Origin of the sequence: Terribacillus saccharophilus (assembly GCF_000725365.1) — a bacterium.
GTDB lineage: Bacteria > Bacillota > Bacilli > Bacillales > Amphibacillaceae > Terribacillus > Terribacillus saccharophilus.
Genome location: NZ_CP008876.1, coordinates 1,142,637 through 1,160,285, shown reverse-complemented (window position 1 = coordinate 1,160,285; position 17,649 = coordinate 1,142,637). Strand labels below are relative to the sequence as shown.

Here is a 17,649-nt window from a genome sequence, read left to right as displayed (position 1 = left end):
ATCGAAGAGTAATCCCCAGAAGAGGTGATTTTATGGAGGAAATAAAAGCTGCCATTATTCAAGCTAGAGGAAGTGCATATGAAATAGGAAAGAATACGGCTGCCGCATATGCTAAAAACCCTATTCTACAGCAATTCAGCCAGCTTGCTTCACAACAGACCAATTATGAAGAGATTAAAGCATTGTTCTCTGATTATGCTCCACATTTATTAGACGAATTGCAAGGGTTGGCAGATGGTTTAGGCTTATCGCTACAAGATGCAGCTGTGCTGTACAGTGGCTATAATTTGCCAAGACCACAAGCCCTCGGATGCTCCGCTTATGTCGATCAATTTCAATACGTACGCAATTATGATTTTAGCCCTTCTCTTTACGATCATTGCCTTAGCTTCATTGCGCCAGAAGAGGTTTTTGGATCGATTGGTTATAACCTTCAGCTAATTGGCAGACATGATGGAGTAAATGAGAAGGGATTGGCAATAGGTCTGCACTTTGTCAGTAATTCAGGATACCAAAAAGGCTTATCTGCTTGGTCTGTTCTTAGGATAGCACTTGATACGTGTGAAACGACTCAGCAAGTTATTAATCTGTTTAAAGAGCTGCCACACGCAGCTTGCTACAACTTTTCGGTTGGTGATGCACAAGGTTCTCACGCTGTCATTGAGGTTGCTCCAGAGAAGCTTTGTGTAAGGTCTTCTAGGGCAGGGTTAAACTGTGTAAATCACTTTCAGCACGGTGAATTAGAAGCATTTAATCGACAAGATATGACTAGTTCGGTTAAACGGGATAACTTCCTTCTAAATTTGGATAAATCCGAAATGACGCAGGAGGAATTATTTGATTTATTTTCTGATCCAGCTTCTCCCCTCTTCTTCGAGGACTATGATCAGCTGTTCGGTACTTTACATACTTTTGCTTATTCATTTCAAACATGGCAATTAATAACTTCCTTATCTCGAGGTAATCCGTTAGAAATAGACATAGAGGATTGGTTTGCGGGCAAAGATTTAAAGATTGATATGTTATATGGAAGAATAAAAAAAGAGCCTACCCCTGAAGGATAGGCTCTCTCTTATTATTTTACGATATGGATAGGTGTGCCGATTGCAACTTCAGCAGCTTCCATAGTGATCTCACCTAGAGATGGGTGAGCATGGATTGTAAGTGCAATGTCTTCAGCTGTAATTCCAGATTCAACCGCAAGGCCAAGCTCAGCAATCATGTCGCTCGCGTTAGGACCAGCGATTTGAGCACCAAGGACAACACCGTCTTCTTCACGAGTGATAAGTTTCATGAAACCATCACTATCGTTAAGAGAAAGCGCACGACCGTTTGCAGCAAACGGGAATTTAGAAGCTTTTACTTTGTAGCCAGCATCTTTAGCAGACTGCTCTGTATGACCTACAGAAGCAAGTTCAGGCTCAGAGAAGACTACCATCGGAATACCATTGTAATCGATAGCAGATGGTTTACCACTGATTGCTTCAGCAGCGATCTTACCTTCGTAAGATGCTTTGTGAGCAAGTGGCGGGCCTTCTACGATATCACCGATTGCATAGATGTTCTCGATGTTTGTACGGCATTGCTCATCGATTTCGATAAGTCCGCGATCAGTCATCTTAACGCCAACGCCCTCAAGGCCGATTTCAGCAGTGTTAGGACGACGACCAACAGTTACAAGTACGTAATCAGCATCGATAGTTTCTTCTTTACCTTTTGCTTCATATGTTACTTTTACGCCGTCAGCACTTTCTTCAACGCCTTTAGCCATCGCTTCTGTAACGATGTTAACGCCTTTTTTCTTCAGTTTACGGGAAACAAGAGAAGTCATTTGTTTCTCGAAACCACCAAGGATATCTTTCAATCCTTCAAGGACAGTAACTTCAGTACCGAAGTTAGCATAAGCAGTACCAAGCTCGATTCCTACGTAACCGCCGCCGATAACAACTAGTTTCTTAGGAATTTCTTTAAGGTTAAGAGCACCTGTAGAATCTAGAACACGATCAGTGTACTTGAAGCTAGGAAGCTCGATAGGTGTAGAACCTGTAGCAATAATACAGTTGTTGAAAGTATAAGTCTGAGAGCTCTTCTCATCCATAACTTTAACAGTGTTTTTATCTACGAAGTAAACTTCACCGCTAACAACGTCTACTTTATTACCTTTCAATAGACCGCCAACACCAGAAGTAAGCTTGTTTACTACACTAGCTTTCCATTCTTGTACTTTGGAGAAGTCTACTTTTGCACCTTCAGTAGAAATACCAAGATCTGCATCACCATGAGCATATTCCACTTTGTGGCCAGCTTGGATCAATGCTTTGGAAGGAATACAACCGACGTTTAAACAAACACCGCCAAGGTTTCCTTTTTCTACTACTGTTACTTTCTGCCCTTCTTGTGCAGCGCGGATGGCAGCTACATAGCCGCCAGGTCCCGCACCTACCACAAGAGTATCTAATTCGATTGGGAAGTCTCCTACTACCATTTCTTATCCCTCCATCATGATTAGTTGTGGATCAGCCAATAGACGTTTCAAGTGGTTCATTGCTGTTTGAGCAGTTGCACCATCAACGATTCTATGGTCGAAGCTTAGAGAAAGTGCAAGCACTGGAGCTGCAACGATCTCGCCGTCTTTAACGATTGCTTTTTCAGCAATACGTCCTACACCTAGGATAGCTGCTTCAGGGTAGTTGATTACCGGAGTAAACCACTGACCGCCTGCAGAACCGATGTTTGAGATAGTGCTGGAAGCACCTTTCATTTCGTCCGGAGCAAGTTTACCATCACGTGCTTTAACTGCAAGCTCGTTAATTTCCTGGGAAATTGTGAAGATAGATTTGCGATCCGCATTTTTCACAACTGGTACAAGAAGACCTTTTTCAGTGTCAGCTGCAATACCGATGTTGTAATAATGTTTTGTAATGATCTCGTCTGTCGCATCATCGATGGAAGAGTTCAAGATCGGGAAGTTTTTCAATACAGAAACAAGCGCTTTTGCAACGTATGGAAGATACGTAAGCTTGATTTCTTTTTCAGCAGCAACCGCTTTGAATTTCTTACGGTGTGCAACTAGCTCAGTTACATCTACTTCATCCATCAATGTAACGTGAGGAGCTGTAGTTTTAGATTTAACCATCGCTTTTGCGATTGCGCGACGGATTCCGCTCATTTTCTCTCTGGATTCAGGGTATTCATCACCAGAAACAACTGGAGCAGATTGTTTTTGTTCTGCAGCAGGCTTTTCATCAGCTTCAGCTTGTGGAGCAGCTTTAGCAGCGCCACCGTTTTTGAAGCTATCGATATCTTCAGCTAGCACACGGCCGCCTTTACCAGAGCCGGATACTTGTTTGATATCAACGCCTTGCTCACGTGCATATTTGCGTACAGAAGGCATAGCGATGATTAGGTCGCCAGATGGAGCTTCGCCAGCTTCAGCTTTAGGACCTTCTTCTTTGATTTTTTCAACAGTTTCGTTAGATTCTGTTCCATTAGCTTGGATGGAAGTCTGTTCTTGCTCAGCTGGAGCCGGAGCATCTCCGCCAGCAGCATCGCCAGCTTCACCATCGAAAGTGATAAGTGTATCACCAACGATTGCAACTTCACCTTCGCCTACAGAAATCTTGCTTACTGTACCCTCGTAAGGAGATGGAATCTCTACTACTGCTTTATCGTTTTGGACTTCGCAAAGTACGTCGTCCTCTGCTACTGTGTCGCCTTCTTTGACGAACCATTTTACGATTTCACCTTCGTGAATACCTTCACCGATATCCGGCATTTTGAATTCGAAAGCCAAAATAATTACCTCCTGATTCTGCTTTTAGAAATTGATTACTTCGTTTGCTTTTTCCACGATGTCGTTATGGTTTGGAAGCCATACTTCTTCTGCTTGTGAGAAAGCAAATACAGTATCTGGTGCAGCTACACGCATAACCGGAGCTTCAAGATGAAGGATAGCGCGCTCTTGGATCTCAGAGATCAAGTGAGCTGCGATACCTGCTTGACGCTGTGCTTCCTGCACAACAACAACACGGCCAGTTTTCTTAACAGATGCAAGAACTGTATCAAGATCGATCGGGCTTACAGTACGCAAGTCGATAACTTCAGCAGATACATTGTTTTTCTCAAGTTCTTCTGCAGCTTTCAAAGAAGCTTGTACCATTGCGCCATAAGCGATCAATGTTACATCTGTACCTTCACGTTTAACAGCAGCTTTACCAAGTTCAACAGTGTATTCCTCTTCAGGAACCTCTTCACGGAATGAACGATAAAGTTTCATGTGCTCAAGGTAGATAACCGGATCGTTGTCGCGGATCGCAGAGATCAAAAGACCTTTTGCATCGTAAGGGTTAGATGGGATAACTACTTTAAGACCAGGCTGTTGTGCCATAAGTCCTTCAAGGGAATCCGCGTGCAACTCAGGAGTGTGCACACCGCCGCCGAATGGCGCGCGGATTGTAACAGGAGCACTTTGCGTGCCGCCGGAGCGGTAGCGCAAACGAGCCAATTGTCCGCTAATTGCGTCCATAACTTCATATACGAAGCCAAAGAATTGAATTTCAGGTACTGGACGGAAGCCTTCGATCGCAAGACCTACAGCCATACCGCCGATTGCAGATTCTGCAAGTGGTGTATCGAATACGCGGTCTTCGCCGAATTCAGCTTGCAGACCTTCAGTCGCACGGAATACGCCGCCGTTTTTACCAACGTCTTCCCCGAAGACCATAACGTTTTCGTCATTCTTCAGTTCCGTACGGAGAGCATCAGTGATTGCTTGGATCATTGTCATTTGTGCCATGACTTACTTCGACTCCTTTTCTTTGTACACTTCCAATTGTTCTTCAAGGTTAGAAGGAAGTACTTCGTACATGTTGTTGATTAAGTCGGAAACTTTCATTTTCGGATAGTTATCCGCATCTTTGATCGCAGCTTTGATTTCTTCTTTCGCTTGATCGATCACTTTGTTTTCTTCTTCTTCAGACCATAGACCTTTAGCTTCCAAGTACTTGCGGAAACGTACCAATGGATCTTGTCTTTCCCACTCAGTATCCATTTCTTCTGTACGGTAGCGAGTTGGGTCATCACCAGCCATTGTGTGCGGGCCGTAACGGTAAGTTAGTGTTTCGATCAAAGTAGGACCTTCGCCATTGATCGCACGCTCACGAGCTTGTTTTGTAGCAGCATATACAGCAAGTACGTCCATACCATCTACTTGGATACCAGGGATACCAACTGCAACAGCTTTTTGTGCCAACGTTTTCGCTTTAGTCTGTTTCTCACGAGGAACAGAGATTGCGAAGTGGTTGTTTTGTACAACGAAGATTGCAGGTGCATCATAAACTGCTGCAAAGTTCATACCTTCGTAGAAGTCTCCCTCTGAAGTACCGCCGTCACCTGTGTAAGTGATTGCAACGGATTTCTTGCCGCGGCGTTTCATACCTAATGCAACACCAGCTGCTTGTGTGTACTGAGCACCAATGATGATCTGTGGGCTTAGCGCGTTCACACCTTCAGGGAATTGGTTTCCGTGGAAGTGACCACGAGAAAATAGGAATGCTTGATAAAGTGGAAGACCGTGCCAGATAAGCTGCGGTACATCACGGTAACCAGGCAAGATGAAGTCTTCTTTCTCCAAAGCGAAATGCGTACCAAGCTGGGACGCTTCCTGACCTGCTGTTGGAGCATAGAATCCTAGTCTACCTTGTCTATTCAATGCAATGGAGCGCTGATCAAGGATGCGCGTATAAACCATTCTGTGCATTAATTCCTTCAATTCTTCATCTGACAAATCCGGCAAAGCTTCTTCATTTACAACTTCGCCATTTTCGTTAAGGATCTGAAGCATTTCAAACTGTTCTTCAATACCTTCTAGCGTACGTTTCAAAGCTAGTCACCTATCCTTCCTAGAACTATATTTACTGTAATAGCCTTTCCAAAAACACAGGAAGTACCACAATAGTTTACTGTACCCGCTCTGCCTCCGGTTTAACCGGTTACAACAGAAGTACACAAAACTGTTACATAAATCATGATAACAAATAGTGATACAATTCATGTCCTGTTATAGTTTAGCTTATCTTGCCGGAAAACGTCAACATCTTAGATTAGATATTGCTAATAATTTATGAAAACGGTATTAAAGAAATCTTCACAATTCTCGGATTCTCAACTGTACTACACAATATTTTAACACTGTATCAGTACAATTAAAAAAACCCTCCTCTCATTTCGAGAAAAGGGTTTTTGCTTATTCGTTCTCTACATTCAGACCAGCAGCTTCATAAAACTGCTGTTTTTGTTCATTGAATGCTTCGGTCTGGGAATTAAATTCCTCATTGGCCGTTTTAATTTCTTCGTAACCTGCATTTATCTTTTCGATTTGGCTGGTTAATTCATCCTGCGTAATGTCATCTTGCTGGAACATATCATACAACGTGTTATCTTCATCCAACGCTTTCGTATATGCCTCATGGAGTTTGTCATATGCACTGTATCGCGCCTCCATCGTATCATAAAGTGTTTGAGCCTTCTGCTTTGCGTCATCACTTTCCAGCTCATCGATGATAGAATCCACTTCCTCGAACTCAGCTTGTGCCTTATCCAAGCTTTCTTTTTCCTTCGCAAGCGCATCTTTACGCTGCCCGATCAAATCGATTGCTTCTTGGGATTTACTTTTGATTTGATCCAATTCATCCGTACCCAGCTGCAAAATCTCGTTGTATAAGTCCTGTTCTTTCTTTTCTAAATCTGTCAAAGACTCTTGCTGCTCGACATATCCTGATTCCAGAGATACAGTCTCCTCTAAATGATTGTAGACTTGTTCCTCCGGCGATGCATTGTTACATGCAGTGAGTCCCACAGCGCTCCCCATCAGGAGTATGCCTAATCCTAACTTGCGCAAAACGTATCCTCCTCTGCCATGTTACCCACAGCTTCTATGTATTCTCCTACATTGTATACTAAACGCAAAATTCACGAAAGAAATACGATAAACGATTCTGTAAACTGATTCTGGTGTCATACAGACATTCTTGTGATACACTATAGAACGGAAAAGTAACAGTGCAAGGAGTGATCAGCATGATTACCATGGAAGATATTATCCGAGAAGGCAATCCGATTCTTGAACAAGTTGCTAAGGAAGTGGAACTGCCGGCATCGGAAGAAGATAAACAAACATTAACAGATATGCTTGAATACTTGAGAAATAGCCAGGATGATGATCTGGCGGCAAAATATGATCTTCGCCCCGGCGTAGGTCTGGCTGCTCCGCAAATTGGTATTTCAAAGCGAATGATAGCTGTCTATTTCGAAGATCCTAACGGTGCCTTCTATGAATACGGTCTCTTTAATCCAAAAATCGTCAGTCATTCTGTCGAAAGTACTTATTTAATGAGCGGAGAGGGCTGCCTGTCGGTTGATCGTGAAATACCCGGGTACGTACCTCGCTATTCCCGTATTACTATTAAGGCTGTCACCTTGGAAGGCAAAGAAGTCAAACTGCGCCTGAAAGGCTACGCCGCTATAGTCTTCCAACATGAAATCGATCATTTGAACGGAACAATGTTCTATGATCGTATTAATAAAGAAGATCCTTTCGCACAGCCGGATAACTCTAAACCGATTGAATTATAAAAAATGCGCACTCTTTGAGAGTGCTCATTTTTTTATATCAACCCAGCCTCTTTCAGACCAAGCGCTAATCCGTCTTCATCTACATGCGCTGTCTGGATGTCAGCCAGCTCCTTCAATTCCGGTACTGCATTCCCCATCACAATACCAGTTCCCGCAAATTCAATCATTTCCAAATCATTCAGTCCATCACCACAAGCATATGTTGATTGTACAGAAAGACCTGCTGCTTCCAGCAATTTCATAACTCCGATTTTCTTAGATCCATTACCGGGCAGTACATCACAGGAGAGCGGATGCCATCTGATGAACCGGACATGCTCATGATGTTCTGCATAATCTTGTTGTTCATGGTCTTCACAAAATAGGAGCGCTTGGTAAATCGGTTCATGATGAAAATAGTCTTTATCAATTTCAGGATATGTAAACCCTAGAGATGCTAGACTGTCACGTACAAAGCCATTATCAGTTTCCGATGCCTTCATGATCGTATCTCCCATAAACACCATCGCATGCTCTTTCTTGGAAGCTTCATTATATAAATGCAGCAAATGATCCCGTTCAATTGGATTGCGATGGATGACTTCCCCTTCAAAGACAACGTACTGACCGTTATAGCTTACAAAAGAAGTAATACCAAGCTCATTGCGAATATCCTCAAACATAAACGGAGCCCGCCCCGTCGCTATTGCAACGTAATGTCCATTATCCTTCAGTGCCTGAACAGCTTCCTTTGTTGCCTGCGGGATTTCACCCTTTGTGTTCAGTATTGTGCCATCGATATCCAGGAATACGATTCTTTTCTCCATAGTACATCCTCCTCCTAGTCTTTCCTGCCCTTGCATCTTTCTTCTCTACTTCTTATAATCGAGTATAAGTTATGCAGGTTCGTCGAAAAATATCTTTACATGAATCCCAAGAGAAAACAACCATCCCTTCCTTTTATCGGCAGTTTTTTTGAAAGTATGCTGTGTTTTTGTTTTCATCTTAGCGTTTTCATACTATACTGTAAGTAAGAGGGATTGGACGGGTAAACGTTTTTTCTTGCTTTTCTGCGAAACGAAAGGAGTTGCTTCGTGTGCTCAAGCGTTTGAAGGAAAAGTTAAAGAAACGGTGGAAAGATTTATTTGGCCAAAAACGACGAGTGCCTACTACGTGCGGACAAGATCTAACTGAATAGCAATACGTCAGCAATTCGGTTTTCACACAGACTTGCTCCGTTCGTTATGGATATATAGCAATTGTCAACCATAAGAATAGGAGAGATAGATATGGTATTTAAAGTATTTTATCAAGAAAAACCATCCGAAGTTCCTGTACGTGAACGCTCTAAGAGCTTGTACATGGAAGCGGAAAGCATTAGACAGGTACGTAACACACTAGCAGATCGTGACATCAACATCGAGTTCATCCAGCCGCTCGATGAAGCACATCTTGCATATGAGAAACAATCTGAAGACTTCAAATTGGAGCAAGCGAAATGAAATTCGTAAAAAATGACCAAACAGCAGTTTTTGCCATTGGCGGACTCGGAGAAATCGGCAAAAACATGTATGGTGTCCAATTCCAGGATGAAATCATCATAATCGACGCAGGAATCAAATTCCCTGAGGACGAGCTTCTCGGTATTGATTATGTTATTCCTGATTTCACTTACATCGTTCAAAACCAGGATAAAATCAAAGGTTTGTTCATTACTCATGGTCACGAAGACCACATCGGCGGCGTACCATACCTCTTAAAAGAAGTGAACATTCCGATTTATGCAGGGAAACTTGCAATGGGAATGATCAAAAATAAGCTGGATGAGCATGGTCTATTGCGCAATGCAAAGCTTAACATTTATGGTGAAGATGACATCATCAAGTTCAGAAAAACTTCTGTCAGCTTCTTCCGTACAACACATAGTATTCCGGAATCATTCGGTGTAGTCGTTAAGACCCCTCCTGGCAACATCGTGCATACTGGTGATTTCAAATTCGATTTCACTCCGGTCGGACAGCCAGCTGACATAGCAAAAATGGCTGAAATCGGCAAAGAAGGCGTACTTTGCTTACTATCCGACTCTACAAATAGTGAAGTCCCAGGTTTCACTATGTCTGAACGTGTTGTCGGTGAAAGTATTAACGATATTTTCAGACGCGTTGACGGCCGCTTGATATTTGCTACTTTTGCTTCCAATATTCACCGGTTGCAGCAAGTAATCGACTCAGCTGTAAAAACTGGCCGTAAAGTTGCCATTTTCGGAAGAAGTATGGAAACAAATATCAACCTAGGTATCGAACTTGGATTCATCAATGCACCGAAGGAAACATTCATCGATTCGCATCAGATTAATCGTCTGCCTGCGAATGAAGTTGTTATTCTTTGTACTGGTTCCCAAGGTGAACCAATGGCTGCACTTTCTCGAATTGCTAACGGAACACACCGTCAGATTCAGATTCAGCCTGGCGATTCGGTTGTCTTCTCGTCTTCTCCGATTCCAGGTAACGCGATTAGCGTAAGCCGCATTATCAACATGCTGTATCGCGCAGGAGCGGACGTTATTCATGGAGCATTGAACAACATCCATACTTCTGGTCACGGCAGTCAGGAAGAACAGAAGCTAATGCTTCGCTTGATGAACCCGAAATACTTCATGCCAATCCACGGTGAATACCGTATGCTAGTCGAGCATATGAAGCTTGGTAAACTTACTGGTATTAGCGAAGAGAACTCCTTCATCATGGATAACGGAGATGTATTGGCATTAGGCAAAGATAGTGCTGCTATTGCAGGTAAGATTCCATCTGGGTCCATCTATGTAGACGGTAGCGGTATTGGTGATATCGGTAATATCGTATTACGCGATCGCCGCATCCTTTCTGAAGAAGGACTTGTCATTGTCGTTGTGAGCATCAATATGAAAGAATTCCGCATTGCTTCTGGTCCAGATATCATTTCCCGCGGTTTCGTTTACATGCGTGAATCAGAAGACCTTATCAATGAGGCACAAAAAATCGTTTCTGCCCATCTGAATAAAGTGATGGAAAGAAAAACAACTCAATGGTCTGAAATCAAAAATGAAATTACAGATACAATTGCGCCGTTCTTGTTTGAAAAAACGAAACGCCGCCCAATGGTACTTCCGATCATCATGGAAGTATAATAAAAAGCCTGAGCTTATCGCTCAGGCTTTTCTTATTTCAAGAGACGTTTAACTGACTCTTTCATATTTGGAAGCTCTATTTTCCCGGTAGAGAAGAATTCTTTTATTAGATATTCAGTGTATTTTACAGCTTGCTGGTAGGAAATTTTCCCAGGCAGCGGCGCCATATCCTCAATTACCACATCGATTATTGCTGGTTTATCAGACAGGAATGCTTGTTTGATGCTCGTTTCCAAGTCTTCAAACTTCTCAACTCGGTAGCCTTCTCCTCCACAGGATTGAGCGAATTGAGCGAAGTTCATCTCTCCCATATCAATTCCGTAGTTGGAGGAACCAATCGTCGCTTGTTCAAATTTGATCAAGCCAAGCTGGCTGTTATTAAGAACAATCACTTTCACTGGCAGGTCATATTTAACCGCGGTGACAAAGTCCTGCATATTCATGCTAAAGCCGCCGTCCCCGCATATAGCGATTGCCTGCTTATCTGGATATGCCATCTTCGCTGCTATGGCACCTGGCAATCCGCAGCCCATCGTAGCAAGTCGACCCGATACAACAAAATCCTGTTGGGTCAAAGGCAGATATCGCGTAGTCCAAACAGTTACATTTCCTACATCAGAAGAAATGACGGCGTCTTTGTCCATATTCTTTTCTAAAGCATACATAATTTGCGGAGGCTGTATTGGTGATTCCTCTCTTTTCTTTTGCACTTGAAGCTGTGTATGCCATTCCTTCATTTTAGCTTGATATTTTTCGATGTAAGAAGTCTCTACCTTTTCCTCGGTGATTGTAGTTAATTCCTCCAGCACTTCTTTGGCATCTCCTGGCAACCCCACTTCTACAGGATAGATACTTCCGATGGCGCTAGCTCTATTATCAATCTGAATTGCAGGTAAGTTATCCGGTAAGAACGAACGATATGGGAAGCTGGTCCCTACAAGCAGCAGCAAATCCGCCTCATTAATCGCTTCATAAGATGGCGTTGTCCCAATCTGTCCATGCTGTCCCAAGTTATAACTGTGATGATCCGGAATAATTCCTTTACCTAGCAGGCTGAGAATAATCGGGGATTTGATATGCTCCGCAAATGTAAGCAGCTCAGTACGAGCATGCTTAGCTCCTTTTCCCGCTAATATTATTGGTTTTTTCGCCTTATTAATCAGTTTGACTGCTTCCTGTAGATCTTGCTTAGCAGGAGCAATTTGGGGACGCGCATAGTTGGCAGACGTTTTACCGGGCTTTTCAGGATGCTTCTCAGCAAACAAATCATCCGATACTACAAGTACACTGACACCTGAGTTAGCATATGCTTCCCGGATAGCTTGATTCAAAAGATCTGGCAGTTGTTCGAACGATTCTGCTCTTTCATTGAAAACAGCAACGTCTTCAAACATTTGTTCCAGTTTAACTTCCTGGAAAGCACCCGTCCCGAGCTCATTGGTAGGTACTTGTCCGACAATAGCAAGTACAGGTGCTTTATCTTCACGCGCATCGTATAAGCCGTTCAGCAAATGGACCGCTCCTGGTCCCGCAATCGACAAACAGACCCCAAGCTTACCTGTAAGCTTGGCATAGGCAGCAGCAGCAAGTGCTCCCGCTTCCTCATGACGGACTTGAATGAACTTAAGTTCGTCCTCCTTCTTATGTAAATCACTGATGAATTCGTTAACCGAATCGCCTGGGATGCCGTAAATATGGTCTACACCCCAATCGACTAATTGATCAGCAAGGACTGCTCCAGTTCTTCTTTCAAACATAATAACATCTCCCGTTTCAAATTTTTCCTCCTAATGTATGTAACCTTTTTTGGGCATATAAAAACCCAAACAGTCCAACTGTTTGGGTTTAAAAGTTCATTCATCTGCTAATGAGCGCTCAAAACGCGCTAGATCACGATCCGCACCAATTACGATCAGCACATCTTCTGTACCGAGTTCTGCATCCGGTGAAGGGCTCACGTTAATCTCATTTGCCTGCTTGATAGCAACTACGTTACAACCATATGCAGCACGGATGTCCAGTTCTATCAGGGACCTGCCAGCCATTTTCTTGCCGGCACGCACTTCCACGATGCTATGCTCATCACTAAGTTCCAAGTAATCAAGAATGTTATTGCTAATAATTTTATGGGCTATTCTTCTTCCCATATCACGTTCTGGATGGACTACGTGATCGGCACCTATTTTACTCAGTACTTTTTCATGGTAATCATTTTGAGCTTTGACAGTTATTTTTTTTATGCCAAGTTCTTTTAGCATGAGTGTTGTCAGGATACTCGCTTGGATATTCTCACCGATTGCCACAATCACATGCTCGATATTACGGATCCCCAGCTCTTTTAATACCTGTTCATCCGTCGTATCCGCGATAACAGCATGAGATGCAATATTACGGAATTCATTTACCTTATCTTCTTCGATATCAATTGCCAGCACATTGAAACCTTCTCGGCTCAATTCCATGCAGATACTGCCTCCGAAGCGGCCTAATCCGATTACTGCAAATTCTCTTTTCATCGTACTTCCTCCACTATTCCATAAACTAATCTTAGTCTATCACAAACAGTCAAGGGTTGTATTATTTCTTTCCTTTTACATATTCTGCATCGAATAGGAACATCCGCATGACAAGTATTAGAGAAGGAATTAACATGAGCAAGCCTCCACCGAAGGCAAGCAGCAGAGCTGTTCCCATTTCCGGAAGTGTTGCATCGGCCGCCACTTGGATTTGGTCATACAGTATATACGGCATATGGCCGATACCATAACCGAGAAGAGCGAAAAAGAATTGCAGCATCACACAAATGAAGGAAAGACCGTAGTTCTTTTCTTTGTACATGAAATAAACTGCGCCCAAAAAGAATAGAACGGAAAGGCCAAACATCCACCATAAATCAAGCATATTATTATAATGTTCTGGATTCTGTCTGCTGATCGCAATAAATGCCGTCAAACTAGCAATAATCTGCGGAGCTGACCAGAAAAGAGCATACGAACGCAATATTTTACGTGCAGGTTCATCCCCAGCTTTGTTCGCGTAGTAAGTCAGGAAATTAGCACTGATATACAGCACAGAAACGATAGCTAAGAATACAACCGCCCAAGAGAATGGGTTTGTGAGCAGCTCCGTATAACGTAAATGTATACTGCCACCCTCCTCACGTAAAAAACCTCCTTCTGAAATTGTCAGTCCTGTTGAAATGGCAGCTGGTATAAGCAGCCCACTTGCACCATAAAGAAAAGTGTAAAGCAAGCTACTGCGAGAACCATAATTTTCAAACGCGTAGAAGGATCCCCTAATACCAATTAGGACAAGAATTATCGATCCTGGTATAAGCATAGCAGATCCGTAATAATAACCGGCATCTGGAAAGAAACCTGCCAATCCGTAGTAAAAGAAGATAAAGAATACGTTGGTGATTTCCCAGACAGGAGATAGATAGCGTGCAATTAACCTGTTTAATATATGATCTTTCTTCGTCTGCTTGGCGTAATAAGCAAAGAAACCGGCACCAAAATCAATCGATGCGATAATCAGATAGGCAAAGAGGAAAAACCATAAAGCTGACAGTCCTAATACTTCGTAGCTCACCTCTGATCACCTCCAAACAATGTATCTGGAAACCGCTGCTCCCATTCTTTCTGTATAGGATTTTTCTTATACAGTCTGACAAGTATAAGCGTGACGAATGTTCCAAGCAGCACATACAGAACAAGGAACATTGCAAAGGCGTAATGTACATAAGGGGAAGAAACTGCACCTTCAGCAACCCTCAAGTATCCTCTCATGATCCACGGCTGCCTCCCTACCTCGGCAAAAATCCATCCGAATTCGAGAGCGAGCATTGCAAATGGTGCATTCACTACAATTGCGCGTAATAACCATTTATTATATTGGTCCCTTTTCTTCCAAAACATGAACACAAGAAATAGCATACTGATCATGATGCTATAAGCGCCAAGTGTGACCATCAAATCGAACATATAATGGATCCACAGAGGAGGTATCAGGTCGGCATCAACCTTATCCAAACCGGTTACTTCACTATTGAAATCCCCGAAGGATAAGAAGCTGAGTATTTTCGGCAGATGGATTGCTCCCTTGATTTCATTGTCATCCGTTAATCTTCCGAAGAGGATCAGATCTGCACCTTTCTCTGTTTCAAAATGCCACTCTGCTGCTGCTAGCTTTTCCGGCTGATAAGATGCTAAAAATTTAGCGGAAGTATCTCCTGCGATGGCTGTGAATATGGAAAAGACCAATGTAACAATCATCGTCAGTTTCAATGCTTTCTTATAGTAATTGTTATTGCCGTATTTCAAAATGAAAAATGCTGTTAACGCTGCAAGAATGGCGCCACACGTCATATACGAAGAAGTCAGCACGTGGAAGACTTTCGATGGTGTGGCTGGATTGAGTATAGCCTTCAGTGGCTCGACAGACGTGATTGTCCTGCCAGCAAGCGTAAAGCCTTGCGGCGTATTCATGAAGGCATTCACACTAGTAATAAAAACTGCACTTAATCCCCCACCTATAATGACCGGCAAGGAAAGATACCAGTGTGTGTATCGTCCTTTAAAACGGTCCCACGTATAAATATAAGCGCCAAGAAAAATAGCTTCAAAGAAGAACGCAAAAGTCTCCATGAATAGCGGAAGACTGATGACATGACCTGCAATTTGCATAAATGTTGGCCACAGAAGAAAGAGTTGAAGACCAATTGCTGTACCAGTTACTACTCCGACAGCTACAATGATGACGAATCCTCGCGTCCATCGTCTCGCGAGTAAGATATAACTTGGATCTCGCTTCCGGATGCCGACATACTCGGCAGCACTGATCAACAACGGAACACCAACACCGATTGTCGCGAAGATAATATGGAAGACGAGCGTCATCGAAGTAAGCATACGGGCTAAAATGACACTATCATATGCGAACAATGTTATCCCTGCTTTCTGTATAGATAATCGCTCCTCTTGTTATGCCCAGAGAAATAAAAATTACCCAAAAGAAAGAGCGTATCCCATTAGAGATACGCCCTTTCTTATTTTTCGTCTGATTGGAATTGGGTTTTAACCAGTTCATAATACTTGCCTCTTACATCCATCAGCGTCATATGGTTGCCTTGCTCCAAAATACGGCCTTGTTCCAGTACGATAATATTGTCTGCTTCTCTTATTGTAGAAAGGCGGTGGGCAATCATAATAGCTGTACGACCTTGCAGCAAGGTTTTCAATGCATGCTGAATTTTCAGCTCCGTTTCTGTATCAATGCTGGCTGTTGCTTCATCAAGAATGATGATGCGAGGATCAGCGAGCATAGTACGAGCAAAAGACAGCAGCTGCCTTTCTCCAGCTGACAAGATATTGCCTCGTTCTTCTACTTCCGTTTCATAACCATCGGCTAAGCGCTGGATGAAATCATCGGCTCCGACAATACGTGCAGCTTCCCTTACTTGTTCGTCCGTTGCTTTCGGATTACCAAAACGGATATTTTCCATGATGGTACCTGAAAAGACGAATGTATCTTGTAAGACGACACTGATTTGCTGCCTTACATCCTGAAGTCTTACATCACGTAAATCTTCACCATCTATTTTCACAGCCCCAGCAGTTGGATCGTAAAATCTGCTGATCAAATTAGCAATCGTCGATTTTCCTGAACCAGTATGACCAACGAGTGAAACCGTCTGCCCTGCTTCCATATGCAAATCGATTTCTTGAAGTGCAATCCGATCAGAGTTGTAAGCAAACACAACCTTCTCAAACCGGATATCTCCTTTTATGTTCTGAAAAGGTTTTGCATCCTTCCGATTCTCAACATTCGGTTCTTCGTCCAGAAACTCAAAAATTCGTTCCGATGATGCCATCGCTACAAGCAGCTGATTATATATCTGACCTAAACGGGAGATTGGCTCCCAAAACATTCCTAAGAAGAAAGCAAAAGTAACGAAGGTTCCAATTTCAATTTGATTCGATAGAATCAAATGAGCACCATATGCGATCAGAATCACTGTACCGACGGCATTACTTAGTTCTACGAAAGGGCCAAAATACGCACTCTTTTTTGTAGCAATCCGTTCACTTTCGAAGTTATCCCGGTTAAGCGCTTCGAAATAATCTGTGTTTTCCGGCTCCTGAGCATAAGATTGCGTCACACGAATGCCTTGTATCGCTTCATTTAAATGCGAATTCATCCGTGATTTTTGCATCCTTACTTGCTGCCAGGAACGTCTGATGCTTCTCCTAAGCCTTGTTGAGATGAAGAACATAAGCGGCAATATGATTAGGACTGCTAATGCCAGTTTCGGACTAAGGAAGAACAAGATGGCTATGATACCGATGAGCATGACAGAATCTGTTAACAGATTGATAATTCCATTCGTGAAAAGCTCTTGTAAGGAGTTAATATCATTAAGAACTCGAACAAGAATGGAGCCTGCTGAACGGGTATCGAAAAAACGATGCGACAGATGCTGAATATGACTAAACAATGTTTTCCTCAAATCATAAATCACATGCTGTCCGAGGATGTTTACCCATTTGATTCGCAGTATATTAGCCACATAGTTGAGCACATACAGCACTCCGATAACAATTACCAAATAGATAAGGAAGCGGGTGTCTCCTGATGAAATTGCCATATCAATCGCCACTTTACCGATAAGTATCGGAATGAGCAGACGGATAATTGTAGAGAGAAGCATCGTAACAATCGATCCTGGCAGCAGTGTTTTGCTGTATGGTTTCATAAAGCCAAGCAGTCGCCTTATTTGAGCCCAGTCGAAGGGCTTCTCCATCGCCTGATCCTGTGAATAATGAAATCTTTTTGTATGCTTTTTCTTATTATATTGCAGGTTTTCCATAGGC

General features: G+C 42.8%; 15 protein-coding genes. 4 read left to right on the top strand and 11 right to left on the bottom strand.

Annotated features, from left to right (window positions below; all coding sequences use genetic code 11):
* Positions 1-32 precede the first annotated feature (32 nt).
* Positions 33-1,064, top strand: coding sequence for a C45 family autoproteolytic acyltransferase/hydrolase (locus GZ22_RS05910; RefSeq protein ID WP_038559847.1), 1,032 nt, complete (start codon positions 33-35; stop codon positions 1,062-1,064).
* An 11-nt stretch (positions 1,065-1,075) separates the two neighbouring features.
* On the opposite strand, the gene lpdA is transcribed toward GZ22_RS05910, so the two are convergent.
* From lpdA to GZ22_RS05885, 5 genes are all read right to left on the bottom strand, one after another.
* Complete coding sequence (gene lpdA, locus GZ22_RS05905) at positions 1,076-2,485, bottom strand: dihydrolipoyl dehydrogenase (protein ID WP_038559844.1); 1,410 nt, start codon at positions 2,483-2,485, stop codon at positions 1,076-1,078.
* 3 nt (positions 2,486-2,488) lie between these two features.
* Positions 2,489-3,793: a dihydrolipoamide acetyltransferase family protein gene (locus GZ22_RS05900; RefSeq protein ID WP_038559841.1), complete on the bottom strand. Its 1,305-nt coding sequence runs from the start codon at positions 3,791-3,793 to the stop codon at positions 2,489-2,491.
* A 24-nt stretch (positions 3,794-3,817) separates the two neighbouring features.
* Entirely contained in the window at positions 3,818-4,795 is a 978-nt protein-coding gene (locus GZ22_RS05895) for an alpha-ketoacid dehydrogenase subunit beta (RefSeq protein WP_038559838.1), read from the bottom strand.
* Between the two features lie 3 nt (positions 4,796-4,798).
* Entirely contained in the window at positions 4,799-5,842 is a 1,044-nt protein-coding gene (gene pdhA, locus GZ22_RS05890; RefSeq protein WP_170937536.1) for a pyruvate dehydrogenase (acetyl-transferring) E1 component subunit alpha, read from the bottom strand.
* A gap of 402 nt (positions 5,843-6,244) precedes the next feature.
* Positions 6,245-6,898: a YkyA family protein gene (locus GZ22_RS05885; protein ID WP_038559831.1), complete on the bottom strand. Its 654-nt coding sequence runs from the start codon at positions 6,896-6,898 to the stop codon at positions 6,245-6,247.
* Between the two features lie 179 nt (positions 6,899-7,077).
* On the opposite strand from GZ22_RS05885, the gene def reads away from it, so the two are divergent.
* The gene (gene def, locus GZ22_RS05880) at positions 7,078-7,632 is read left to right on the top strand and encodes a peptide deformylase (protein WP_038559828.1); all 555 of its coding nucleotides are present in this window, start codon (positions 7,078-7,080) and stop codon (positions 7,630-7,632) included.
* Positions 7,633-7,664: 32 nt separating this feature from the next.
* On the opposite strand, the gene GZ22_RS05875 is transcribed toward def, so the two are convergent.
* A complete protein-coding gene (locus GZ22_RS05875) occupies positions 7,665-8,438 on the bottom strand; it encodes a Cof-type HAD-IIB family hydrolase (RefSeq protein ID WP_038559825.1) in 774 nt (257 codons plus the stop codon).
* Between the two features lie 462 nt (positions 8,439-8,900).
* Between GZ22_RS05875 and GZ22_RS05870 the strand changes: the two genes are divergently transcribed.
* Positions 8,901-9,113: a DNA-dependent RNA polymerase subunit epsilon gene (locus tag GZ22_RS05870; protein WP_038559822.1), complete on the top strand. Its 213-nt coding sequence runs from the start codon at positions 8,901-8,903 to the stop codon at positions 9,111-9,113.
* A complete protein-coding gene (rnjA, locus tag GZ22_RS05865) occupies positions 9,110-10,777 on the top strand; it encodes a ribonuclease J1 (protein ID WP_038559819.1) in 1,668 nt (555 codons plus the stop codon). Before GZ22_RS05870 ends, rnjA begins: the two co-directional genes overlap by 4 nt.
* A 32-nt stretch (positions 10,778-10,809) precedes the next feature.
* Here the strand turns inward: rnjA and GZ22_RS05860 are convergent, their stop codons facing one another.
* From GZ22_RS05860 to GZ22_RS05840, 5 genes are all read right to left on the bottom strand, one after another.
* Positions 10,810-12,534 carry a pyruvate oxidase gene (locus tag GZ22_RS05860; protein WP_038559815.1) on the bottom strand — a complete coding sequence of 575 codons (1,725 nt, stop codon included), beginning with the start codon at positions 12,532-12,534 and terminating at the stop codon, positions 10,810-10,812.
* 96 nt (positions 12,535-12,630) lie between these two features.
* On the bottom strand, positions 12,631-13,293 hold the full coding sequence (locus GZ22_RS05855; RefSeq protein ID WP_038559813.1) for a potassium channel family protein: 663 nt from the start codon (positions 13,291-13,293) through the stop codon (positions 12,631-12,633).
* Between the two features lie 61 nt (positions 13,294-13,354).
* Complete coding sequence (locus tag GZ22_RS05850; protein WP_038559810.1) at positions 13,355-14,368, bottom strand: cytochrome d ubiquinol oxidase subunit II; 1,014 nt, start codon at positions 14,366-14,368, stop codon at positions 13,355-13,357.
* Entirely contained in the window at positions 14,365-15,720 is a 1,356-nt protein-coding gene (locus GZ22_RS05845; protein ID WP_245609702.1) for a cytochrome ubiquinol oxidase subunit I, read from the bottom strand. The genes GZ22_RS05850 and GZ22_RS05845 overlap by 4 nt, the downstream gene beginning before the upstream one ends.
* A gap of 104 nt (positions 15,721-15,824) precedes the next feature.
* On the bottom strand, positions 15,825-17,645 hold the full coding sequence (locus GZ22_RS05840) for an ABC transporter ATP-binding protein (RefSeq protein WP_038559807.1): 1,821 nt from the start codon (positions 17,643-17,645) through the stop codon (positions 15,825-15,827).
* Between the last annotated feature and the right edge of the window lie 4 nt (positions 17,646-17,649).

Coding starts and splice junctions, on each gene's coding strand:
- GZ22_RS05910 (WP_038559847.1), top strand. CDS start 33: ATGGAGGAAATAAAAGCTGCCATTATTCAAGCTAGAGGAAGTGCATAT.
- lpdA (WP_038559844.1), bottom strand. CDS start 2,485: ATGGTAGTAGGAGACTTCCCAATCGAATTAGATACTCTTGTGGTAGGT.
- GZ22_RS05895 (WP_038559838.1), bottom strand. CDS start 4,795: ATGGCACAAATGACAATGATCCAAGCAATCACTGATGCTCTCCGTACG.
- pdhA (WP_170937536.1), bottom strand. CDS start 5,842: ATGCTTCAGATCCTTAACGAAAATGGCGAAGTTGTAAATGAAGAAGCT.
- def (WP_038559828.1), top strand. CDS start 7,078: ATGATTACCATGGAAGATATTATCCGAGAAGGCAATCCGATTCTTGAA.
- GZ22_RS05875 (WP_038559825.1), bottom strand. CDS start 8,438: ATGGAGAAAAGAATCGTATTCCTGGATATCGATGGCACAATACTGAAC.
- GZ22_RS05870 (WP_038559822.1), top strand. CDS start 8,901: ATGGTATTTAAAGTATTTTATCAAGAAAAACCATCCGAAGTTCCTGTA.
- rnjA (WP_038559819.1), top strand. CDS start 9,110: ATGAAATTCGTAAAAAATGACCAAACAGCAGTTTTTGCCATTGGCGGA.
- GZ22_RS05860 (WP_038559815.1), bottom strand. CDS start 12,534: ATGTTTGAAAGAAGAACTGGAGCAGTCCTTGCTGATCAATTAGTCGAT.
- GZ22_RS05855 (WP_038559813.1), bottom strand. CDS start 13,293: ATGAAAAGAGAATTTGCAGTAATCGGATTAGGCCGCTTCGGAGGCAGT.
- GZ22_RS05840 (WP_038559807.1), bottom strand. CDS start 17,645: ATGGAAAACCTGCAATATAATAAGAAAAAGCATACAAAAAGATTTCAT.